The sequence below is a fragment of the Henriciella aquimarina genome, from assembly GCF_002088975.1.
Taxonomy (GTDB): Bacteria; Pseudomonadota; Alphaproteobacteria; order Caulobacterales; family Hyphomonadaceae; genus Henriciella; species Henriciella aquimarina.
On record NZ_NCST01000065.1, the window covers coordinates 69,022 to 87,162 of the forward strand.

Genomic DNA, 18,141 nt, shown 5'->3' on the forward strand with positions numbered 1-18,141 from the left:
CGGAGCAGACCACGCCCGGCTGTTGGCAACTGGTGACCGTCACATCCGGCGGTCGAGGGGATTGATGGAGGCAGAAGTCATGACATTCCGCGTAAACAGAACACTCAGCCTGGGGATCGGCCTTCTGATGTCGACCACGGCCATTCCGGCGGCCTATGCCGACCCGGACCCCGATGGAGCGGATTCACGCCGCTTGCAGACCGTCCGTGTGGAAGGCCAGCAGGTCGACAGCAATGCAAGCGATCTCGCCGTCGACTTTGCCGAGTACGGCACGCAGGTTCAGCTGATCAATGCTGAAGAAATCGAAACGGGCGGCTTTACCAATTTCGGGGAGCTGGCCTCCGGCCTGATCCGCGGCGCGAATATCGGCTACTCGCCGGACGAGGGCGAATTTACCATCCGCATCGATGGCGGCACGGACCGCGACACCCTTCTCCTGGTGGACGGTGTCCCGTATTTCGACCGCTCTTCGCCGCTTGAGGATCTCTGGCCGGCCACGGCCATCGACCCGCGTATGATCGAGAGCGTCGAGGTCTATCGCGGCGGCAACAGCCTCTATTTCGGTTCGAATGGCGGTCTGGGGGTCGTCAGCGTGAAGACGAAGGAGCCGGACGGCACGCTCAAGGGCCAGTTCGGCGTCTATACCGGCTCGTACAAGACCCGCGAAATTTACGGCAACATTTCGGTGCCGCTTGACGATGAGGGCAAGCATTCCTTCCTGGTCTATGGGCGGTCCTACGAGACCGACGCCCACGAGCTGTTCGACGAAGACGCCTATGGCGACAATGTCCTCGCCCTCGGCGGGCGGCATGAATTCCCTTACAGCTTCAACAGCCTCGGCCTGAAATATCTCTGGCAGATCGCGCCGGAGACCGAGCTACGTCTCGGCGCCTCCTACACGACCATCGACTTCCGCGACTCCTTCCCGCAGTCGACGGTCTTCCAGCCGAACTTCACGGAATTTCCGATCTATACCGGTTCCTTCAAGCACCGTTTCAATGACAAGCTGAAGATCGATCTCGAGGCCCACTATCAGGACCCGCAGCTGAAGAATAACGAGATCGATGCGCGTATCTGTCAGATCCCGCGTGTTCAGGATCTGCCGGAGGACATCCAGGCAATTGCGGCCGATCAGGGCATTTCGAGCTTCTCGACAGCCGCCCAGTTCGAGAGCTTTGCAGCGGGCGTTCCCGGCCTTGCCGCAGGCTGCGTGACCAATCCTTATGGTGGCGCTGGCGGGGCTTATGACGACGTTCCGAACGATGCCGACGGTATTGAGCGGACGTTCTGGGTCAATGACGATCCGGACAGCCCGTATTATGGTCAGCCCTATGGCACCTTCGACAATCCGTTCCCGATCGGCGCCCCGATTGGCTATGCCATCCAGTCCACGGCAAGCTTTGGCGATGGCGGGCCGACCAAGGGCTTCGGCACGGTCGACCAGCGGGAATCCGGCTATGTCGATTATGGCCTGAATGCCCGGGCGACCTACACATTCAATGACAGCGTCGAACTCGTCGCCGGTGTCCAGAATACGAGCTACAAGGACAATTCCGACGAGGATTACGGTGTGCGGGACATCACGCTCACCAGCACGGGTGTCTATGGCGACCTGCGCGTCTCGCTGCCGGTGCTGGACGGCTTCAGCGGCTCTTTCGCCGCCCGTCAGGATTTCAACGACAATTTCGAGGACCAGTCGATCTGGAAAGTCGGCCTGCGTCAGGACTTCGGATACGGCCTCTATGCTCGCGGGTCTGGCGGCACATCCTACAGCCTGCCCAAGATCGACGAGATCGGCGCCTTCGGGGAAGGCTCCAACATCAATCCGGGCCTTGAGCCGCAAACGGTCAACGCCTTCAATGTCGGTGCCGGTATCGACGGTGACATCTTCGGCGGCACCTACAATATCGAGCTCGGCTATTTCGAGACCGAGATCGAGAACCTGTTCACCTCGCGCGCGGTCGGGGCGGTCTGTCTGGAATACGCCAATGACGTGGCCGACCCGCTCTTCCCGTTCCTGACCAATGACACCAGCGCGATCCAGGCCAACCGGCAGAATATCATCGCGCCGGACGCCTTCTGCGGCACGGCGGCTTCAGGGGGGCTCGATCCGAGCGAAAGCGTTGCGGTCAATGCCCTCGCCACGCAGGATATCGAAGGCTACACGATCGACGTCGCCTTCGACTTCGACCAGTGGCAGGCTGACTTCTCCTTCACCGACATGGAATCGCTTGAGCCCAACCCTGTGCAGGGCGTCATGGCGCGCCGCGACGGTACATCCACCGATCTCGACTTCGTCGTGCCGGGCCGGGCCGGGGCTGCTGCGTATCGCCAGTCGTCCGAGCGGCCGGAATGGACCCTGTCGGGTCTTGTCACCTACACGCCGAATGATCGTTGGGTTTTCTCGCTGAACCCGCGCTGGCAGGGGCCGGAGTGGGCCTATGCCGGCACGAGCCTGGCACGCCTGGTCGATGAGAATGGCGACCGAGTGGTCGAGGACATGAACTTCGGGGACTATTTCGTCCTCAACGGCTCCATCCAGTACTTCATGGGTGACGAGAAGCAGCACCGCTTCCTGATCCGTGGCGTGAACCTCCTCGATGAGGACTATTTCGAGCGGGCCTCGGGCGGCTCCAGCTATAGCCGGGACCGGGCCGCCGTGCGCGGCGAGATCGGGCCGAACGATAGCGCCTATTACCGCCAGTATGGCTGGAACGGCAAACCGCGCTCTGTCTGGATCCAGTACGAGTACACCTTCTAGCGATGTGTCCCTTCGCCGGCGTCACAGGACTGACGCCGACGTGTGCTCTGACTGGACCAAAGGCCGCCGGCAGGACCAACCCCTCTCTTGCCGGCGGCCCCTTCCAACCGCTTTCGAAAGGCCAAGACCGATGTTTTCCCGCCGTCTCTTCCTTGCCGCTTCAGGGGCTGCTCTCTGGCTGCCGGCGGCCGCACGCGCGCAGTCTGACAAGTATCACTTTACCCTCGGTGTGGCGTCCGGGGCGCCGCGGGAAACCAGCGTCATCCTCTGGACCCGGCTGGCGCCTGATCCGCTGAATGGTGGCGGCATGGCCGATGGGCTCGTCCATGTGCGCTACCGCGTCTGTTCGGATGCGGCGATGCGCAAAGAGTTGCGCAGTGGCCTGGTGGCGACATCGCACGTGAAAGGCCATTCCGTGCACGCCCGCATCGACGGGCTGGAGCCCGGGCGGGAGTATTTCTACCAGTTCTATTACGGCCAAGATGAAAGCCCCATCGGCCGGACCAAGACGGCCGACCGCAATGCTCGCGAAGCCAGGCTCGCGGTGGCCAACTGCCAGGCCTGGGAAACCGGATACTATGCCGGCTATCGCGACATGGCCGAGTGGACGCCCGACGCTGTCATCCATGTCGGTGACTATATCTATGAGGGCGGGGTGTCCCCGCTCGGCAAGGTGGACCGGCCCTATGGCGGAGTCCGCCTGCAATATGAGGTGGTTCGCCAGCATAACAGCGAGGAAATCACCACGCTGAGAGACTATCGGAACCGCTATGCGCTCTACCGCAGCGACCCGCACCTGCAGGCGGCCCATGCCGCGGCGCCGTGGATCGTCGCGATGGACGATCACGAGGTCGACAATAACTGGGCCGGCATGGTCCCGCAGGACCCTGACAAGCAGACGAGTGCGGAGTTTGCCTTAAGGCGCCGGGCTGCGTTTCAGGCCTATTACGAGCATATGCCGATCGAGCTTCCCCCAAGCATGATGGAGCTCGGCGGCGAGCTGCAGATGTATGGCGCTTACCGGTTCGGCCCGGCGCATATCAATCTGCTCGATACCCGGCAGTATCGCTCCGATCAGGTTTGCGGGGACGGGTTCCCGGGCGAACCGCCTTGCGACGACCTCCTGAACCCGGACCTCACCATGACAGGCAAGGTGCAGGAAGCCTGGCTGATGGAGCAGCTGAAAAAGAGCGATGCGCGCTACAATGTGCTCGCCCAGCAGACCTGGTTTGCCCCTTACGACTATGTCGACGATCCGGAGAACAACAAGCGCAACCTGGACCAGTGGGACGGCTATCCCGTCCAGCGTCAGCGTATCATCGATGCGCTTGCCCAGGATGTCTCGAACCCGGTCATCCTGAGCGGTGACTGGCACTGCGCGGCGGCCATGATGGTCCACAAGGATCCGGACAATCCGGCGAGCGCACCGGTCGCCCGGAACTTTGCCGCGACGTCGATCTCTTCCATCTGCTCCTGGCATGGCCGGATCGAGCAGGCCCGCGATGCCAACCCGCATGTCAAATACGCCAATGGGCGTGACCGGGGCTATCTGCGGTGTATCGCCGGTGAGCGCGACTGGACGACGGTTTTCCGCACCGTCGCCAATGCGGCCTCGCCGGACTCGGCTGTAAACACTGCGACCGAGATCGCTCTCAAGGACATGTAAGCGCGCGTTTTTATCCATCCCGTCTCAATCGGAGGACCAACCCCATGTATCGAAAAAGCCTGCTTGTTTCCGCCGCTGCCGTGGCTGCTCTTGTGACGGTGGCCAGTGCCCATGAGCGTGCCGTGGAGTTTCCGGACGCAGAGGATGGCCGCGTCATCCTGGCGGCTGACCTTCACACCCATTCGGTCTTTTCCGATGGCGAGGTCTGGCCGTCCATCCGGGTCAAGGAAGCCCAGCGCGATGGGCTGGAAATGCTCGCCGTCACCGAGCACCTGGAGCATCAGCCTCACAAGGCTGACATTCCACACCCGGACCGCAACCGTTCCTATGAAGTGGCCAGGCAGACGCTGGAAAGCTCCGGCGAGGAAGGCCTCTCCCTGATCAACGGTGCCGAGATCACGCGCGGGCAGCCATACGGGCACATAAATGCCGTCTTCCTGCAGGACGCCAATGCGCTGCTGACCGAGGATGCCGAGGATGCGCTTGCGGCCGCGAATGCGCAGGGCGCCTTTGTCTTCGTCAATCACCCCAACTGGATCCCCCAGATGCCGGATGGCATTGCCCGGCTCTCGGATGTCCATAAGCGTCTGATTGAGGACGGCCTCATTCAGGGCATAGAGGTGGTAAATGGCACGCTCGACGGCCATTCCGAGCATGCCCTGCAACTGGCGCTCGAATACGGCCTGACCGTGCTGGGCACCTCCGACATTCACGGCCTGGTCGACTGGACGCATGAGGCCGGCCATGGCGGCCATCGCCCGATGACGCTGATCCTGGCCGACGGGCGCACGCCGGAGGCCATGAAGGCTGCCCTGTTTGCGGGAGATACCGTGGCCTGGGCGTATGACGATTTGCTCGGCAAGCCGGAAAACGTCGAAGCGGTCGTGCGCACCTGCCTGCATCTGGAAACAGAGGGCTATCCGGACGATACATCCGTCCTGCCGGTTGATATCGTCAATGCGTGCCCACTCGATTTCACGCTGCGCAATAGAAGCGAGGAGACCTTCCAGAATGCGAGCGACACGATCCATGTCGAACGCAATGACCGGTTTACCGCTCAGGTCCGCATGGGTGGGGAAAAGCCGGTTGTGGCGCTGAGCTTCGACGTGCTGAATGCGGAGATCGGCTATCGCGAGCCGCTCACCCTTACACTGGAAACCGGCGTGCCGCAGGGCGACGGCGAGTAGGGAGCTGGTCCTGTCCGTGCAGGATTAGCTCCTGGGCCGTTGGGATCATTCTTCGTCAGGCGCCGGGCGGTCATAGGCGACGCGGAAGCCGATATGGTTGGTGCCGAGCCCGGTTTCCTGGGGCTGGCGGGCGGCGGCGCGATAGCGGCGGCAATAATTCTCGGCGCAGAGGAAACTTCCGCCCTTGATAACATGGGAGGCGGCGCCGGGTTTGCCCGGGGCGAAGCTGTCAGCGGCCGCCGGACCTTCCGGGTTTTCGCCGTCGGGCTGGTGGTATGGGACGTAGCGGTCAGCCGTCCATTCCCAGACATTGCCGAGCATGTCGTGAAGCCCGTTGGCATTGGCCGAAAAGCACCCAACGGGCGCAACGCCCTTGAAGCCGTCATCGCCAGTATCGGCAACAGGAAAGATACCCTGCCAGGTATTGGCTTGCTTCGGCCGCTCCGTCTGATTGTTGCCTTGCCCGGCCAGGGCGGCGAACTCCCACTCGGCTTCGCTCGGCAGCCTGCCGCCGGCCCAGGCCGCATAGGCGCGCGCGTCCTCATAGGCGATCTGGGTGACCGGCTCGTCTGGCTCGGCGCTTAGCTTGTCCGGGCCTTCCGGGTGGCGCCAGTCGGCCCCCGGCACATAGCTCCACCAGTTCATGTTGCGGGCTGTCTGCCGCGGATCGGGATTGAAGACGGCCCCGCCGGGCTTGAACAGATCGGCATATTCCGGATGCGCGTCGGGATCGATGTCAGGAAGCTGGGACGGGTCGACTGGGCGCTCCGCAACGGTGACATAGCCGGTCTCTTCCACAAATTCCGAAAACGCGCCGACCGTGACTTCCGTGGCATCGAGCCAGAAGCCATCGAGCCGGGCGGCCGTCTCAGGGCCTTCTTCGGGATAGCCCACCTCATTGCCCATGGTGAAGCTGCCAGCTGAGATCCAGACCGGCGCCAGCGGCCCTGAGCAGCTCGAACCGGGCTCTGCCACAGCCTGGAAATCAAGCGCTGTGAGCAGCGTCAAAGCCAGGCCGAAGGCTGGCGCGCGGCGAGGTATGAATGTGATCATGCCTGCCTCGTCTAGCATAGGCGGCGTGGCTTTTCTTGCGGCCATTTTACCGCGTGTGAAACTGGCCGACGGGGCCGCTTCGCCTTGCCGAATTGCCGTTACCAAACCTGGCATGGAGCATGGTCGCAGCACGCAATTTAGGGTTAATGTTGCGGCCACTTCTGCAGAAATGTCGCCTGTTTGACATAGCCACTTTCTTGCTCTGTCCGGTCGCTCAGCATTTGTGCGGCACCACATCAAACTGCACGAATGTCATGCAATTATTCATGGCGTCGATCTTTTGCTCTGAATCTCTTGAGCCGCTGAGCAGAGCGCCTCTTGTTTCCGGTCGAGGTGTATCGGGAAGAAGAGGAAGAGGATGAGTTCTCTCAGACTATCAGTTTTCGCAACCGCGACCTGTGTTGCGTGCTTTGCGGCCCCCCAGGCTGGGGCCCAGGAAAATTCAGATGCCAACGAGGAGGCCCGTCAGGAAACGGTCTATGTCGAAGGCCGGCGTATTTCCCAGACAGATGAAGCCATCGGTCTTAACGAGGCCACCAATACAGTCGCGGTCACGCGTGAAGAGCTGCTGTCGGCGCCCTCGGGCATTTCCGGCCTGAAAATGCTGGAGACCCTGCCGGGCTTCAACGTCCAGACGGACGGCGCGCTCGGCCTCTATGAATTCGGTAACTCGGTGACGGTCCGGGCCTTCAACCTGCAGCAGATCGGCTTTGTGCTGGATGGCGTGCCGATGGGCCGCTCCGATGCGTTCGGCGGCAGCCCGATCTTCCGCTATGTCGACAATGAGAACCTTGGCTCCGTCGTCGCATCGCCGGGGGCCGGCGATGTCTCCCTGCCGAGTTATGCTTCGCTTGGTCCGATTGTTTCCTACAATACGGTTGCCCCATCGGATGAGGCAGGCGGCAAGATCGCCTACACGATCGGCGACGACAATCTCGAGCGCAGCTTCATCAAGCTGGAGACCGGCGATATCAATGGCTTCTCGGCCTATATCAGCCGCTCCAAGACCGACAGCGACCTCTGGCGTGGTCCGGGCTCGATCGATCGTGAGCATATCGAAGGCAAGGTCCGCTATGAGTTCGATAGCGATACTTTCCTGCAGTTCAATTATGTCCACAATGACTTCTTCGACTACGACTCCCCATCCGGGCCGGAGTCGGTCTTCGAGGATGACTATTACTACGGCTACTCCCCGATCATTCCCGAGGAGGGCTGTGTCGACCCGCAGCCGGGCGTCTATGACTATAATGGTGACGGAGTTGCTGATGGCGACGATTTCACGCCGATCTATACGGGCGGCACGTGTACCCAGTACTACCAGGACCGCATCAACATTCGTGATGACGCGCTCTACTCGCTGAATTTCGAGACAGACATCACGCCGGGCCTTATGTTCAAGGCGACGGCGTATCAGGAAGAGAAGGATGGCTACGGGGTTTCGCCGGACAGCTATTCCAACACGCTCGGCCGTTATACCGGCCAGGCGGCTGTTGGCCTCGACGTGGTGCACCCGCGCGGGGTCCAGTTCGGTCTCTCTGAAGTGGGCGGCACCCGCAAAGGCGCGGTCGCCGGTGTCGAGTGGGACGTTGCCAATCACACGCTGGAAATCGGTGGCTGGTACGAGGATGAGGACTATCACCGCACCCAGGCGCGCCTGAACAAGACGAATGGCTCGGCCGATGGCGATGTGCTCTGGGACGAGACGGCCTATTACCGGCGCGACTACACCTCCTACCGCGAAACCGTGCAGCTCTACATCAAGGACACGATCAGCCTCCTTGAAGATCGTCTGAAGCTGGAAGTCGGTATCAAGAGCCTGAACGTGGACTACTCGCTTGAGGGCTATCGCGATTATAATGACTATTATCGCGTGGATCCCGACAATGAGGGCGAATACCTGCCGGGCTTCGGGCCGCAGGACATCAGTGCCGAGTATGAAGACAATTTCCTGCCCATGATCGGTGCGGTCTATGACCTCAACACCTTCGATCAGGTCTTCGCATCCTACTCGCAAAACTATGCTCTGCCGCGGGGCGCAGACGACGTCTTTTCCATCGCGTCGACCGACGCTGCAACAGACCCGCTGCCCGCGCCGGAAGGTGAGGAATCGGAGAACTGGGAAATCGGTATCCGGACCAACCGGCCTGAATTCTACGGCTCAGCTTCGCTGTTCTACACGACCTTCGACAATCGTCTGGTCGAGGGCAGCGTCATCAATCCAGCCACCGAACAGCCGGAAGTCTATTATATCAATGCCGGGGAAACCGAAGCCTACGGGATCGAGCTTTCAGGGGTCTACCAGCCGAGTGTCTTCAACGACCAGCTCTATTTCAACGGCAACCTGACCTATAACAATGCCGAGTCCAAGGATGCCTTCGGTGGCAATCCGGCAGGTTCGACATTGGCCGACAGCCCGAAATGGCTGTTCACGGGCGGGGTCACCTATGAGCCGACGCCATGGCTGGTGGCAAACGTATCCGGGAAATACACCGGCAAGCGCTATGCCGACTATGCCGAAAGCTACGAGATGGAAGATTACACGGTGCTGAGCGCCTATCTCGATCTCGGCGGACCGAACGACTTCGGCATCCCTGAGAATGTCAGCCTTCGTTTCAACGTCGACAACCTGCTCGATGAAGAGGTGGAAACCGCCTTTGTCTATGCCGGCTCGGCCTATTTCCGTCCGCTTAACCCGCGGACCTTCCAGGCAACACTTACAGTGAACTTCTAGGGGCTCGGCATGGCCAGCATCATTGAACTACTTCCATTCATAGTCACCATGCTTGCCGCCGGGGCCCTGGCGGGCTTCGTGGCCGGTCTCTTCGGGATCGGCGGCGGTTTCGTCGTCGTTCCGACGCTGGCGGCGGTCTTCTCCCTGGTGTCGACCGGGGGCGGGGCCACCACCAACGACCACATCATGCATGTTGCCATCGGGACATCGCTTGCGACCATCATCTTTACCTCGCTCCGGTCTGTGCAGTCGCATGCCAAGCGCGGGGCGGTCGACTTCGACATTCTCAAGAGCTGGGCACCCTATGTGGTGCTCGGCGTCGGCGTCGGCCTGGTGATCGCCCGTTACATGAACGGGCAGGGCCTCAGCCTGATTTTCGGCATCGGTGTTTTCGTCATGGCGTGGCACTTCCTGTTTCCGGTTCTCGCCAAGCGCGCACCGGTCTCTCCCACGATGCCGACGGGCATGCTGCGCGGGGGGCTGGGGAGCTTTCTCGGCGGCATGTGCGCCCTGTTGGGGATCGGTGGCGGCACACCAGCTGTCCTGATCATGACACTGAGTGGACAGCCCATGCACCGGGCCGTGGCGACGGCGGCCGGTTTCGGGACACTGATCGCCATTCCCGGGGCCATTGGCTCGGTGATCATCGGGCTCGGCGAGGAGGGGCTCCCTTACGGTTCGATCGGTTATGTCAACCTGATCGCGCTTGTCGGCATCGCCGGCATGAGCGTTCTGACGGCTCCGGTCGGTGTGGCTGTGGCTCACAGCCTGGACCCCATGCGCTTGCGCAAGGTCTTCGGCATTTATCTCCTCGTGACCTCCAGTCTCATGCTTTTCAACGCGTTTTCAGCCGGCGGGCATAAAGAGGAGATACCCGCCATCTCGGATATTTCTGCGACAACAATCGATGAAGGAGTTCAGAAGAATGGCATATGATCTTTCAAGGCGGGCATTTTTCGGTGCGGGTATGGCAGGCTTGGCCGGCTGTGCATCGGCCGGGATGACCTCGCTCACGGCAGAGGCGCAAGGCGCCTTTCCGCCCAGCCCATCGACATCGGGCATGTTCGGTCCGGAAGAGGGGCTCGCCCAGCTTTCACGCAATGAGAACCCCTACGGACCGGCACCGTCAGCTCTCAAGGGCATCAGCAAGGCCGCGGAAGCAGGGGCCTACTACACCTCCATGCGCTCGACGGCTGCGTTGCAGAAACTGATCGCTGAGCGCCACGGCCTGGATCCGGCCCAGATTGTCATAACGACCGGTTCCGGCGAGGCCCTGAGTGCGCTCGCGCTGATGAACGGGCCGAAGGGGCCGATCCTGGCGCCCCGGCTCTTCTGGGACACGACGGCTCTTTATGCGGCCAATCTCGGTCTGGCTGAAATCCAGCGCGTGCCTCTGACCTCGGACATGGAGATCGACCTTCCGACCATGGAGGCGAAAGCGACCTCCGACATCGGCATGGTCCAGCTCTGCAATCCGAACAATCCGACCGGCCTGGTCCTCCCGGGCAGTGTCATCCGCCCCGCGGTTGAGCGCATGGCGGCGAAGACGACGGTCGTGGTCGATGAAGCTTACATCGAACTGGCTGACGATCCGGATGCGACCACCTGTATCCCGCTGGTCAAGGCCGGCCACGATGTGGTCGTCACGCGGACCTTCTCGAAGATCTATGGTATGGCCGGCATTCGCGTCGGATATACGATTTCCTCGGAAGAGACCGCCGAAAAGATCCGCGCGACGGCCATGTCCTGGACGCCGTGCACCTCGTTTGGCGGGGCCATCGGCTGCTATAATGACGAGGGCTTCCTGAAGATGTCACGCGGCAAGATCGTCGAGGCCCGCGAGATGGTGACGTCGACGCTGGACACGCTGGGGATGGAATATCTGCCGTCCCAGACGAACTTCGTCTACTTCAAGAGCGGCCTGCCGGCTGAGGATCTGCGGGCACGCCTCGCGGAGAAAAAGATCGCCATCCGCGGACAATACATGGACTATACGGATCTGAGCCGTGTCTCCATGGGGCGCATCGAGGATGTCGAGCGCTTCTGCCGTGCCCTGCCGGAGGTTGTCGGCGCCTGATTTGGGGCTGATGCCTGCCAGGCTGTAGGCAGGGGTGGCGGTGCAACCGCGTTTCAGCCCCGGGTCGGGCAAAGGGTTTTCGGGCGAAGAGGGGTGAGCTGTTCGGCAAGAATGGCGCACCGCTCTTCGCCCGATCTTTATTGTGCCGGGCAAGTGAAGGCCCGGTTCCGGTACCCCTTCATGGGCCAATGGGGTGTTCGCATCCCGCTCCAGATATGAGTGCCACCGTGCGGGCTGCCGATCCCGGGCAGCCCGCACGTCGTTTCTGGCTTTCAAGCTGATTCGCGTTCGTTCTCGCGCGGCAGCGTGATGAACCGCAAGTCCATTTATCCACAGCCGTCATCCGTAAAATACGATTTGCGGCGATGTCGAAATTGCGTGAGCCGGTCGCAGAGCTGCGCACATAACACTTTGATTTGTAACTCATATTCATATTCCAGCCTAGTGGAATTGATTTTTCTCAATATTGCATGGGACGGCAAACGATATGTCTATTTTGAAGATCAGAACGAGATTTAAATAGCCTGGCCGTCACCAAGGCACCGGGCATGATGACCAACAGGTGCTACAATGCCCCCAATTCGACGATTGTTTGCAGGTCCACTTTGAGTGCGGGGGCAGAGGGGCTGAATAACAAGCTGCTGGGCGCTATGCCCGCCAGCACGTTCGATCGTATCGCGCCACACCTAACGCCTGTGAGGTTCGACAAGGGGACTGTCCTGTACGAGCTCGATGAGCCGATCCGGCACGTCTACTTCGTCAATCATGGCCTGGTCTCTCTCGTGAAGACGATGAAAGATGGCCGGATGGTCGAAATCGGTGCGATCGGGACGGACGGTGTCACCGGCATCAATGCTCTTTTCGATATCGACACGGCCCTGTTCGAAACCATCATGCAGATCCCTGGCGAAGTGTTGAAGATACCGGTGGCCGACTTGCGCAGGGCCATGGCGGAAGACCCGCTTCTACATGACCTGCTCGAGGGATATGTGCATGTCATCCTTGCCCAGATTGCACAGACGGCGGCCTGCAACCGTCTGCACTCCACGCAGGAGCGGTGCTGCAGATGGCTGCTCGTCTGCCACGACTCCGCGCTTGCCGAGGAATTCCACCTCACGCATGAATTCCTGGCCATGATGCTGGGTGTCCGGCGCGTCAGCGTCACGATGGCCGCCAGCGGGCTGCAGAAGGCCGGACATATCAAGTATAGCAGGGGGCGGATTACGGTCACGAACCGTGCCGGGCTCGAGGCCCAGGCCTGCGAGTGCTACTCAGCCGTCAAATCGATCAGCGGACGGCTTCTGAGCGGGCGTCTCAAGGTCTGAACGCCATTCAAAAAATGCGGTCATACCGCCATCGCGTGATGGCGCTTCGAATACGGCCGCGACTGTCGCATTGGTTGCGCGAGGCATTGCTCGGAAGCAATCAAAAATTGCGTGTCTAGTGTTCGCTATCGAACAGACATCAGCCTGAGAAAAATTCTCACTATTGGATAATTCTACCGTTTCTCATCTCTATGGAGATCGCTTTCATATGGGTAGCCCTCGACCCGTTTATGCCCGCGGCAAGCCCGACCCCCGATACAGGACGATTGAAAAGCGACACAATCGGCGGTCCTCGGGCGCGCGCGTTTTATCCAGGTCGCAGACCGCCCGGGCCTTCGATGTCCTCCAGTCGTCGATTGCCGGAACGCGCTGGATGTTCAACGCCAACCAGCACATCGCCATGGAAGGCGACACCAAGGATCATGTCGTCGGCATCGTCTCCGGAATGATGCGCTGCTTTCGGATCAATCCGGATGGACGGCGCTTTATCTACGATTTCAGCGGTCCCGGTTCGCTGATTGGCCTCCAGTTTGGCGACCGCCATATCTGTTCGACCGAAGCCGTGACGGACTGTGAGGTCGTCATGTTCCGTACAGCCGACATCGATGCCGCCTTCGAGCAGGTCCCTGAGGCGCGGTGCGCCATTCTGAGGACGATGACAGAGGAAGTCGCGCAGAGGCAGTGGGCAAGCTTCCGGCTGGCTCATATGAGCGCCGATCAGAGAGTTGCCGACTACATCCTCGAACTGGCAGATGAGGGCAGGGTGTGGTCGATCCACCTCGCTATGTCGAGGATGGACCTCGCAGATCATCTGGGCCTCACCTTCGAAACGGTCAGCCGGTCATTCCGAAAGCTCGATGAATTGGGGCTGATCAGGCTTCACACCGCCCGCCGTTTCGACATCCAGAGCCATGAAGGGCTGCAGCATTTCGTCGGCGTCTCTCATGTGGGGGCTCCCACACGCCTGAGAGTGCCGGAGGCAGCGAGCCTTTCGGAGGGGGAGGATTGTTGCGGCTCCGAAGGCGGTGACGACGGTCTGGCCATCGGGCGATGGGTCAGCCCTGTTCTGTGATGACATCGACCAATGCCGGCGATTTGTCGGAGAGTCTGCTGCAAGCAGGAGGCACTATTGGAAAACCTGGACAGATTCATAGCCCGTCAGAATTTGAAGCATTTCCGGCTTCTGCTTGAAGAGGGAGTCGATCCCGCGACGCGGCGTTTCCTCAGTGCCAAGATTTACGAGCTCCAGAGAGAGCTGGCCTATCAGGATGCCGAGGCCGATGGGGTCTTCACCGACAGCTCGCCGCCATCTGGCGAGACCTCGTCATGCGATCGGCCCGAGACGGACTGCCGGTCGCTTGTGAACTTCGACGAGGTGACCCATCCTTGTCTTCTGATCGATCCGGGCGCTGGCCTGCACATCCTCGATGTGAATGACGCCTTTGCCCGGGCCACTATCGTTAAGCCCGCCGAGATCGTGGGTAACAAGCTGTTCGACATGTTCCCTGATAATCCGGGGCATGCGCAGGCCGACGGGGCCAGCAATCTTTTCAACTCCCTGAGAACGGCCGTCGTCACCGGGCGTGCCGACAGCATGGCGGTGCAGCGGTACGATATCCGGAGCCCGTCCGGGGATTTTCTGGTTCGCTACTGGAAGATGGTCAATACGCCTGTTTTCGACAGGGACAGTAAGCTCCAGCTCCTGTTGCACCGCACTGAAGATGTCACCGGTGAGGTTTCCAAAGCAGCTCCGCTTGGCGGATTTGATGGAGATCAAGGAAGCCATATCGTGCAGTAAGTTGAGCTGGTTTGTGCGGAATGCCTGACCTATTCCGTTACGCTCTCAGAAGGAGGCCATAATGGCTGACAGGTCTTTCGATCTGACGATCGACCCGACAATCGCCTACCGGATCGCAGAACTCGCGCGGGAATATGAGTCGGAAGATTTCGATCCTTCCGAGAACGAAGAAGAAGATATCGACAGCACGGTGGTGCCGGAGGATGGCGAGCTGGTAGAGGGCGAGAGCGACACCAGTGAAAGAGATCCCCGCCTGGCGGAGATCGCCGGCCTGATCGAAGCTCTCGACATCGATGATCAGCATGATCTTCTGGCCCTGGTCTGGTACGGGCGGGGTGATTTTGACGGCAGCTGGGCGCCGGCGCGTCGTCAGGCGCGTGAGACCGAACCCCTGCACGTCCTGTCCTATATCGAGCAAACGCCACTTGCCGGAGAGTATCTCTTTCAGGCGCTCGACGATCTGGGCTATCCTGCAGAAGACTACGGACAGGCCTAGGACGACACCTGCCCTTATTCCGGCGAATGCGGGACCCTGAAAACGGGTCCGGCGATACAATCACCCCTCTGTCCCAAGGGATATGATGAGAGCAATATTTCTCGCGAGCCTGCTTGCATGCGGCGTGAGTGCCTGGCCTTTGACAAGCGCAGGGGCACCGCCCGCAGATGTCCAACACGTCTCGACACCGCCGAGGCTCCAGGCTGACCTTCGAACCAACTGGACCCGCCAGGATGTCCAGGGACTCATCGAGGCCATTGAGGGCCTCCGGGCCCATGGCCTGGACCCGAGCCATTATCATCTGAATGATCTGGCCCTGACCACGCAGGACGGGATGGTGGATGATGACCTGGCCACCCAGGCCTGGCTTTCGGCGGCAGGAGACCTGCTCCACGGCAAAGTCGATCCGCACACGGTTGCGTCTGGCTGGTCACTGGCGGCCCGGAAGGCCGATTTGCCTAAGGCGCTCGCGGTCGCGCTTGAGACAGGAACGGTCTCGACCAGCCTTGAGCAATTCGCGCCGGCCAATCCGGCCTACACCCTGCTGAAAGACGAACTCAAAAAGCTGCGGCAGGAAGAGCCCACCCCCATTGCCGAGGTGCCGGATGGGCCAGTCCTCAAGACGTCCATGTCGGGCGAGCGTGTGCGGGCCCTCCAGCTGCGGCTTGTGGCGCTGGGCAAGCTCAGTGACGAGCAGGTTTCGGAAAGCATGGATGAGGCGACGGTTGCTGCGGTCGAGGCCTTCCAGGGGGCGCAGGGGCTGGACGCCGACGGCATTGTCGGGCCGGCGACGCTGCGCGCCCTTAATCGCGGGCCGGAGGCCCGGATGGAACAGCTCCGCATCAATATGGAGCGCTTGCGGTGGATGCCAGACGATCTCGGCCAGCGGCATGTGCGAGCCAATATCGCCGCCTTCGAGGCAAGCGCTGTGGAGGATGGCGTTTCCCGTCAGGACCATCGGCTCATGGTTGGCAAGCCCTCCCGGCAAAGCCCTCTCTTTTCGAGCGAGATCGAGGCTGTTGTCCTGAACCCCTGGTGGGAGGTTCCATCCCGGCTTGCCCGCTACGACCTCTTGCCGAAATTTCAATGGAATCCAGGCGCCGTCGAGTTGCAGGGCTTTCAGGTCATCAACGGCGCCGGCAGGCAGGTGGACCCGTCTTCGATCAACTGGAAAGCGCTGTCGCCCGCGACTTTCCCGTATCGGCTGCGTCAGGCGCCCGGGCCGTACAATCCGCTGGGCCGGGTCAAGGTCATGTTTCCCAACGCCTATGAGATCCGCATGCACGACACCACGCGCCGCGACCTCTTCGAGCGGTCCCAGCGTGCGCTTTCCTCGGGTTGCCTGCGTGTCCAGGCGCCGGTCGATCTTGTGACATGGCTTTTGTCCCGGACCGAAGACTGGGACAGAGCAGCCATCGAAGCCGCCATTGCGTCAGACGAGGTGGTCCGTGTCGAGCTGGCACGGACGGTCCCGATCCATATCCTCTACCTCACAGCGGTGAGCGATGGGGCGGGCGGGGTACGCTATCTTGACGATGTCTATCAGCGCGACGGCGAACTTCTGGCCGCGCTGGAGGCGCCGCCAGAAGACTGATCCGAACCGGCTTAATGAACCATCAGAAGCGGGTATTTGCCGTGGTGGAGTATGTCGCGGGTAACGCCACCAATGACGCTTTCCCGCAGCCTTGAGTGCGAATAACCGCCCATGACAATAAGGTCGCTATTGGTCGCTTCACATTGATTGAGAATGCGTTCGGCCACCGGTCCGTGCGGCCAGTCGACAGCCTTTTCGGCGACCGTGACGCCGCAGCGTTCAAGCCACAGCTTTGTCACGTCGATGGGTGGGGTTTCCGTGTCGGTTTCCCCGACCGTGAGCAGGGTCGTGGTCGTGGAAGGCGCCAGGAGGGGCAGGGCCGCGCGGACGCTTCTCGATGCCTGAAGGCTTCCATCCCAGGCCACGAGCGGGCGTTGGGGCACCTTGTCGAGCCCACTCCGCGGGATGAGCAGGACCGGCGCGCCTGACTGGAAGAGGATCGCTTCGAAAACGTCCCGTTCAAGGCTGTTCTTCTTCGCATCCGGCATGGCCATGATGACCAGGTCGCTGGTGCGTGCGGCCAGACCATAGCTCTGGGCAGGGTAGCCGATCTCCTGGCGCCAGGAAGCGGTCACGCCGTTCTGCTTGAGCGCTTCTGCTTCGGGCACGATAGACGCCTTGGCGGTTTCGCAGCGCGCTTCGAAAACCGTTTTGATCGACTGTGCCATCGCCGCGGTGGCCTCGTCATGGTCGCTCATGATCTTGGCGATGGCCCCATCGTCTGCCGGGTAGAAGTCGGCGGGGGGATAGAAGTCGTGGAGCTGGCGTACATGGTGGGCCAGGAGGTGGGCATTGAAGGCGGCTGCCAGCGTCAGCGCAAAGTCCGTGACCTCTGCAGTGGTTTGCTGGAAGGCCAGCGGAAGGAAGATCGACTTGTAGGTCATGTGAGAATACCCCGCGTTTGACTGTGCCGCTTCAGTCGCGCCGGTTGGCGCGCCTCGACCTTGAGCGAAGTCAAATGCGGGATGGTTTCGCAGTATTTTGTGCAGGATTGCGCATCATCCGCCCTGCATTTGACCTGCCCTGATCAGATAGGGAGGCTGCACCTGTCTCTTATTCCGGGCGCTCGAGGTTGATGGCGACCATCCGGTCGAATTCGTTGGCGAAGTCGTGGACCGTTTCACTCGCTGCCTTTGCCATAACAGTCATATAGTCTTCCGGGGTGCGGCAGTCGCTGAGCCCATGAAAGACCGACACATTCTTCCGGATCCTGTCGGCCCAGAATGACGCCAGTTCCTGACTGATTGAAAACAGGTGGTCCATATTGGCTCCACCAATGTCCATCGCCTTGACCGGGTCATAGTCCATGAGGACGTCCAGAGTCTCATGCTCGGACACGGTTTCATCGCCAGCCTTCTCCTGGTCCTTCTTGTCCGCTCTTGCGGACTGAGCCTGCGTTTCCGACATAATGCTCTCCTCGGATTGCGTCTTCAGCGTAGCCTGCCTCCGCGCT

General features: G+C 60.9%; 14 protein-coding genes. 11 read left to right on the forward strand and 3 right to left on the reverse strand.

Annotation, left to right across the window (positions count from 1 at the left end; translation table 11 throughout):
- The first annotated feature begins 79 nt into the window (after nt 1-79).
- The 3 genes from B8784_RS10680 to B8784_RS10690 all read left to right on the forward strand — a co-directional run bounded on the left by B8784_RS10680 (nt 80) and on the right by B8784_RS10690 (nt 5,614).
- Entirely contained in the window at nt 80-2,761 is a 2,682-nt protein-coding gene (locus tag B8784_RS10680; protein WP_084397976.1) for a TonB-dependent receptor plug domain-containing protein, read from the forward strand.
- A gap of 130 nt (nt 2,762-2,891) precedes the next feature.
- A complete protein-coding gene (locus B8784_RS10685) occupies nt 2,892-4,427 on the forward strand; it encodes an alkaline phosphatase D family protein (RefSeq protein ID WP_084397947.1) in 1,536 nt (511 codons plus the stop codon).
- A gap of 44 nt (nt 4,428-4,471) precedes the next feature.
- Nucleotides 4,472-5,614, forward strand: a complete 1,143-nt coding sequence (locus B8784_RS10690) for an Sb-PDE family phosphodiesterase (RefSeq protein ID WP_084397948.1) — start codon at nt 4,472-4,474, stop codon at nt 5,612-5,614.
- Between the two features lie 45 nt (nt 5,615-5,659).
- Here B8784_RS10690 and B8784_RS10695 read toward each other — a convergent pair whose 3' ends face one another.
- Entirely contained in the window at nt 5,660-6,667 is a 1,008-nt protein-coding gene (locus tag B8784_RS10695) for a formylglycine-generating enzyme family protein (protein WP_233356065.1), read from the reverse strand.
- Nucleotides 6,668-7,025: 358 nt separating this feature from the next.
- Between B8784_RS10695 and B8784_RS10700 the strand changes: the two genes are divergently transcribed.
- The 8 genes from B8784_RS10700 to B8784_RS10735 all read left to right on the forward strand — a co-directional run bounded on the left by B8784_RS10700 (nt 7,026) and on the right by B8784_RS10735 (nt 16,688).
- Nucleotides 7,026-9,398, forward strand: a complete 2,373-nt coding sequence (locus B8784_RS10700) for a TonB-dependent receptor (RefSeq protein WP_084397950.1) — start codon at nt 7,026-7,028, stop codon at nt 9,396-9,398.
- Nucleotides 9,399-9,407: 9 nt separating this feature from the next.
- Nucleotides 9,408-10,334, forward strand: coding sequence for a sulfite exporter TauE/SafE family protein (locus tag B8784_RS10705; RefSeq protein WP_084397951.1), 927 nt, complete (start codon nt 9,408-9,410; stop codon nt 10,332-10,334).
- On the forward strand, nt 10,324-11,475 hold the full coding sequence (locus B8784_RS10710) for a pyridoxal phosphate-dependent aminotransferase (protein WP_084397952.1): 1,152 nt from the start codon (nt 10,324-10,326) through the stop codon (nt 11,473-11,475). The genes B8784_RS10705 and B8784_RS10710 overlap by 11 nt, the downstream gene beginning before the upstream one ends.
- 548 nt (nt 11,476-12,023) lie before the next feature.
- Nucleotides 12,024-12,800 (forward strand): Crp/Fnr family transcriptional regulator, encoded by a 777-nt coding sequence (locus tag B8784_RS10715; protein ID WP_084397953.1) that lies wholly within the window; start codon nt 12,024-12,026, stop codon nt 12,798-12,800.
- A gap of 208 nt (nt 12,801-13,008) precedes the next feature.
- On the forward strand, nt 13,009-13,872 hold the full coding sequence (locus tag B8784_RS10720) for a Crp/Fnr family transcriptional regulator (RefSeq protein WP_084397954.1): 864 nt from the start codon (nt 13,009-13,011) through the stop codon (nt 13,870-13,872).
- 57 nt (nt 13,873-13,929) lie between these two features.
- A complete protein-coding gene (locus B8784_RS10725; RefSeq protein WP_084397955.1) occupies nt 13,930-14,598 on the forward strand; it encodes a PAS domain-containing protein in 669 nt (222 codons plus the stop codon).
- 61 nt (nt 14,599-14,659) lie between these two features.
- Nucleotides 14,660-15,094, forward strand: coding sequence for a DUF3775 domain-containing protein (locus tag B8784_RS10730; RefSeq protein ID WP_084397956.1), 435 nt, complete (start codon nt 14,660-14,662; stop codon nt 15,092-15,094).
- A gap of 85 nt (nt 15,095-15,179) precedes the next feature.
- The gene (locus tag B8784_RS10735) at nt 15,180-16,688 is read left to right on the forward strand and encodes a L,D-transpeptidase family protein (protein WP_233356067.1); all 1,509 of its coding nucleotides are present in this window, start codon (nt 15,180-15,182) and stop codon (nt 16,686-16,688) included.
- A gap of 11 nt (nt 16,689-16,699) precedes the next feature.
- Here the strand turns inward: B8784_RS10735 and B8784_RS10740 are convergent, their stop codons facing one another.
- Both B8784_RS10740 and B8784_RS10745 read right to left on the reverse strand, forming a co-directional pair.
- Nucleotides 16,700-17,572 carry a universal stress protein gene (locus B8784_RS10740; RefSeq protein ID WP_084397958.1) on the reverse strand — a complete coding sequence of 291 codons (873 nt, stop codon included), beginning with the start codon at nt 17,570-17,572 and terminating at the stop codon, nt 16,700-16,702.
- Between the two features lie 169 nt (nt 17,573-17,741).
- Nucleotides 17,742-18,095, reverse strand: a complete 354-nt coding sequence (locus B8784_RS10745) for a hypothetical protein (protein WP_084397959.1) — start codon at nt 18,093-18,095, stop codon at nt 17,742-17,744.
- Nucleotides 18,096-18,141 lie beyond the last annotated feature (46 nt).

What these genes read in the sequence shown, in the direction of transcription:
- B8784_RS10680 (WP_084397976.1), top strand. Translation starts at nt 80, where the DNA reads ATGACATTCCGCGTAAACAGAACACTCAGCCTGGGGATCGGCCTTCTG.
- B8784_RS10685 (WP_084397947.1), top strand. Translation starts at nt 2,892, where the DNA reads ATGTTTTCCCGCCGTCTCTTCCTTGCCGCTTCAGGGGCTGCTCTCTGG.
- B8784_RS10690 (WP_084397948.1), top strand. Translation starts at nt 4,472, where the DNA reads ATGTATCGAAAAAGCCTGCTTGTTTCCGCCGCTGCCGTGGCTGCTCTT.
- B8784_RS10695 (WP_233356065.1), bottom strand. Translation starts at nt 6,667, where the DNA reads ATGATCACATTCATACCTCGCCGCGCGCCAGCCTTCGGCCTGGCTTTG.
- B8784_RS10700 (WP_084397950.1), top strand. Translation starts at nt 7,026, where the DNA reads ATGAGTTCTCTCAGACTATCAGTTTTCGCAACCGCGACCTGTGTTGCG.
- B8784_RS10705 (WP_084397951.1), top strand. Translation starts at nt 9,408, where the DNA reads ATGGCCAGCATCATTGAACTACTTCCATTCATAGTCACCATGCTTGCC.
- B8784_RS10710 (WP_084397952.1), top strand. Translation starts at nt 10,324, where the DNA reads ATGGCATATGATCTTTCAAGGCGGGCATTTTTCGGTGCGGGTATGGCA.
- B8784_RS10715 (WP_084397953.1), top strand. Translation starts at nt 12,024, where the DNA reads ATGATGACCAACAGGTGCTACAATGCCCCCAATTCGACGATTGTTTGC.
- B8784_RS10720 (WP_084397954.1), top strand. Translation starts at nt 13,009, where the DNA reads ATGGGTAGCCCTCGACCCGTTTATGCCCGCGGCAAGCCCGACCCCCGA.
- B8784_RS10730 (WP_084397956.1), top strand. Translation starts at nt 14,660, where the DNA reads ATGGCTGACAGGTCTTTCGATCTGACGATCGACCCGACAATCGCCTAC.
- B8784_RS10735 (WP_233356067.1), top strand. Translation starts at nt 15,180, where the DNA reads ATGAGAGCAATATTTCTCGCGAGCCTGCTTGCATGCGGCGTGAGTGCC.
- B8784_RS10740 (WP_084397958.1), bottom strand. Translation starts at nt 17,572, where the DNA reads ATGACCTACAAGTCGATCTTCCTTCCGCTGGCCTTCCAGCAAACCACT.
- B8784_RS10745 (WP_084397959.1), bottom strand. Translation starts at nt 18,095, where the DNA reads ATGTCGGAAACGCAGGCTCAGTCCGCAAGAGCGGACAAGAAGGACCAG.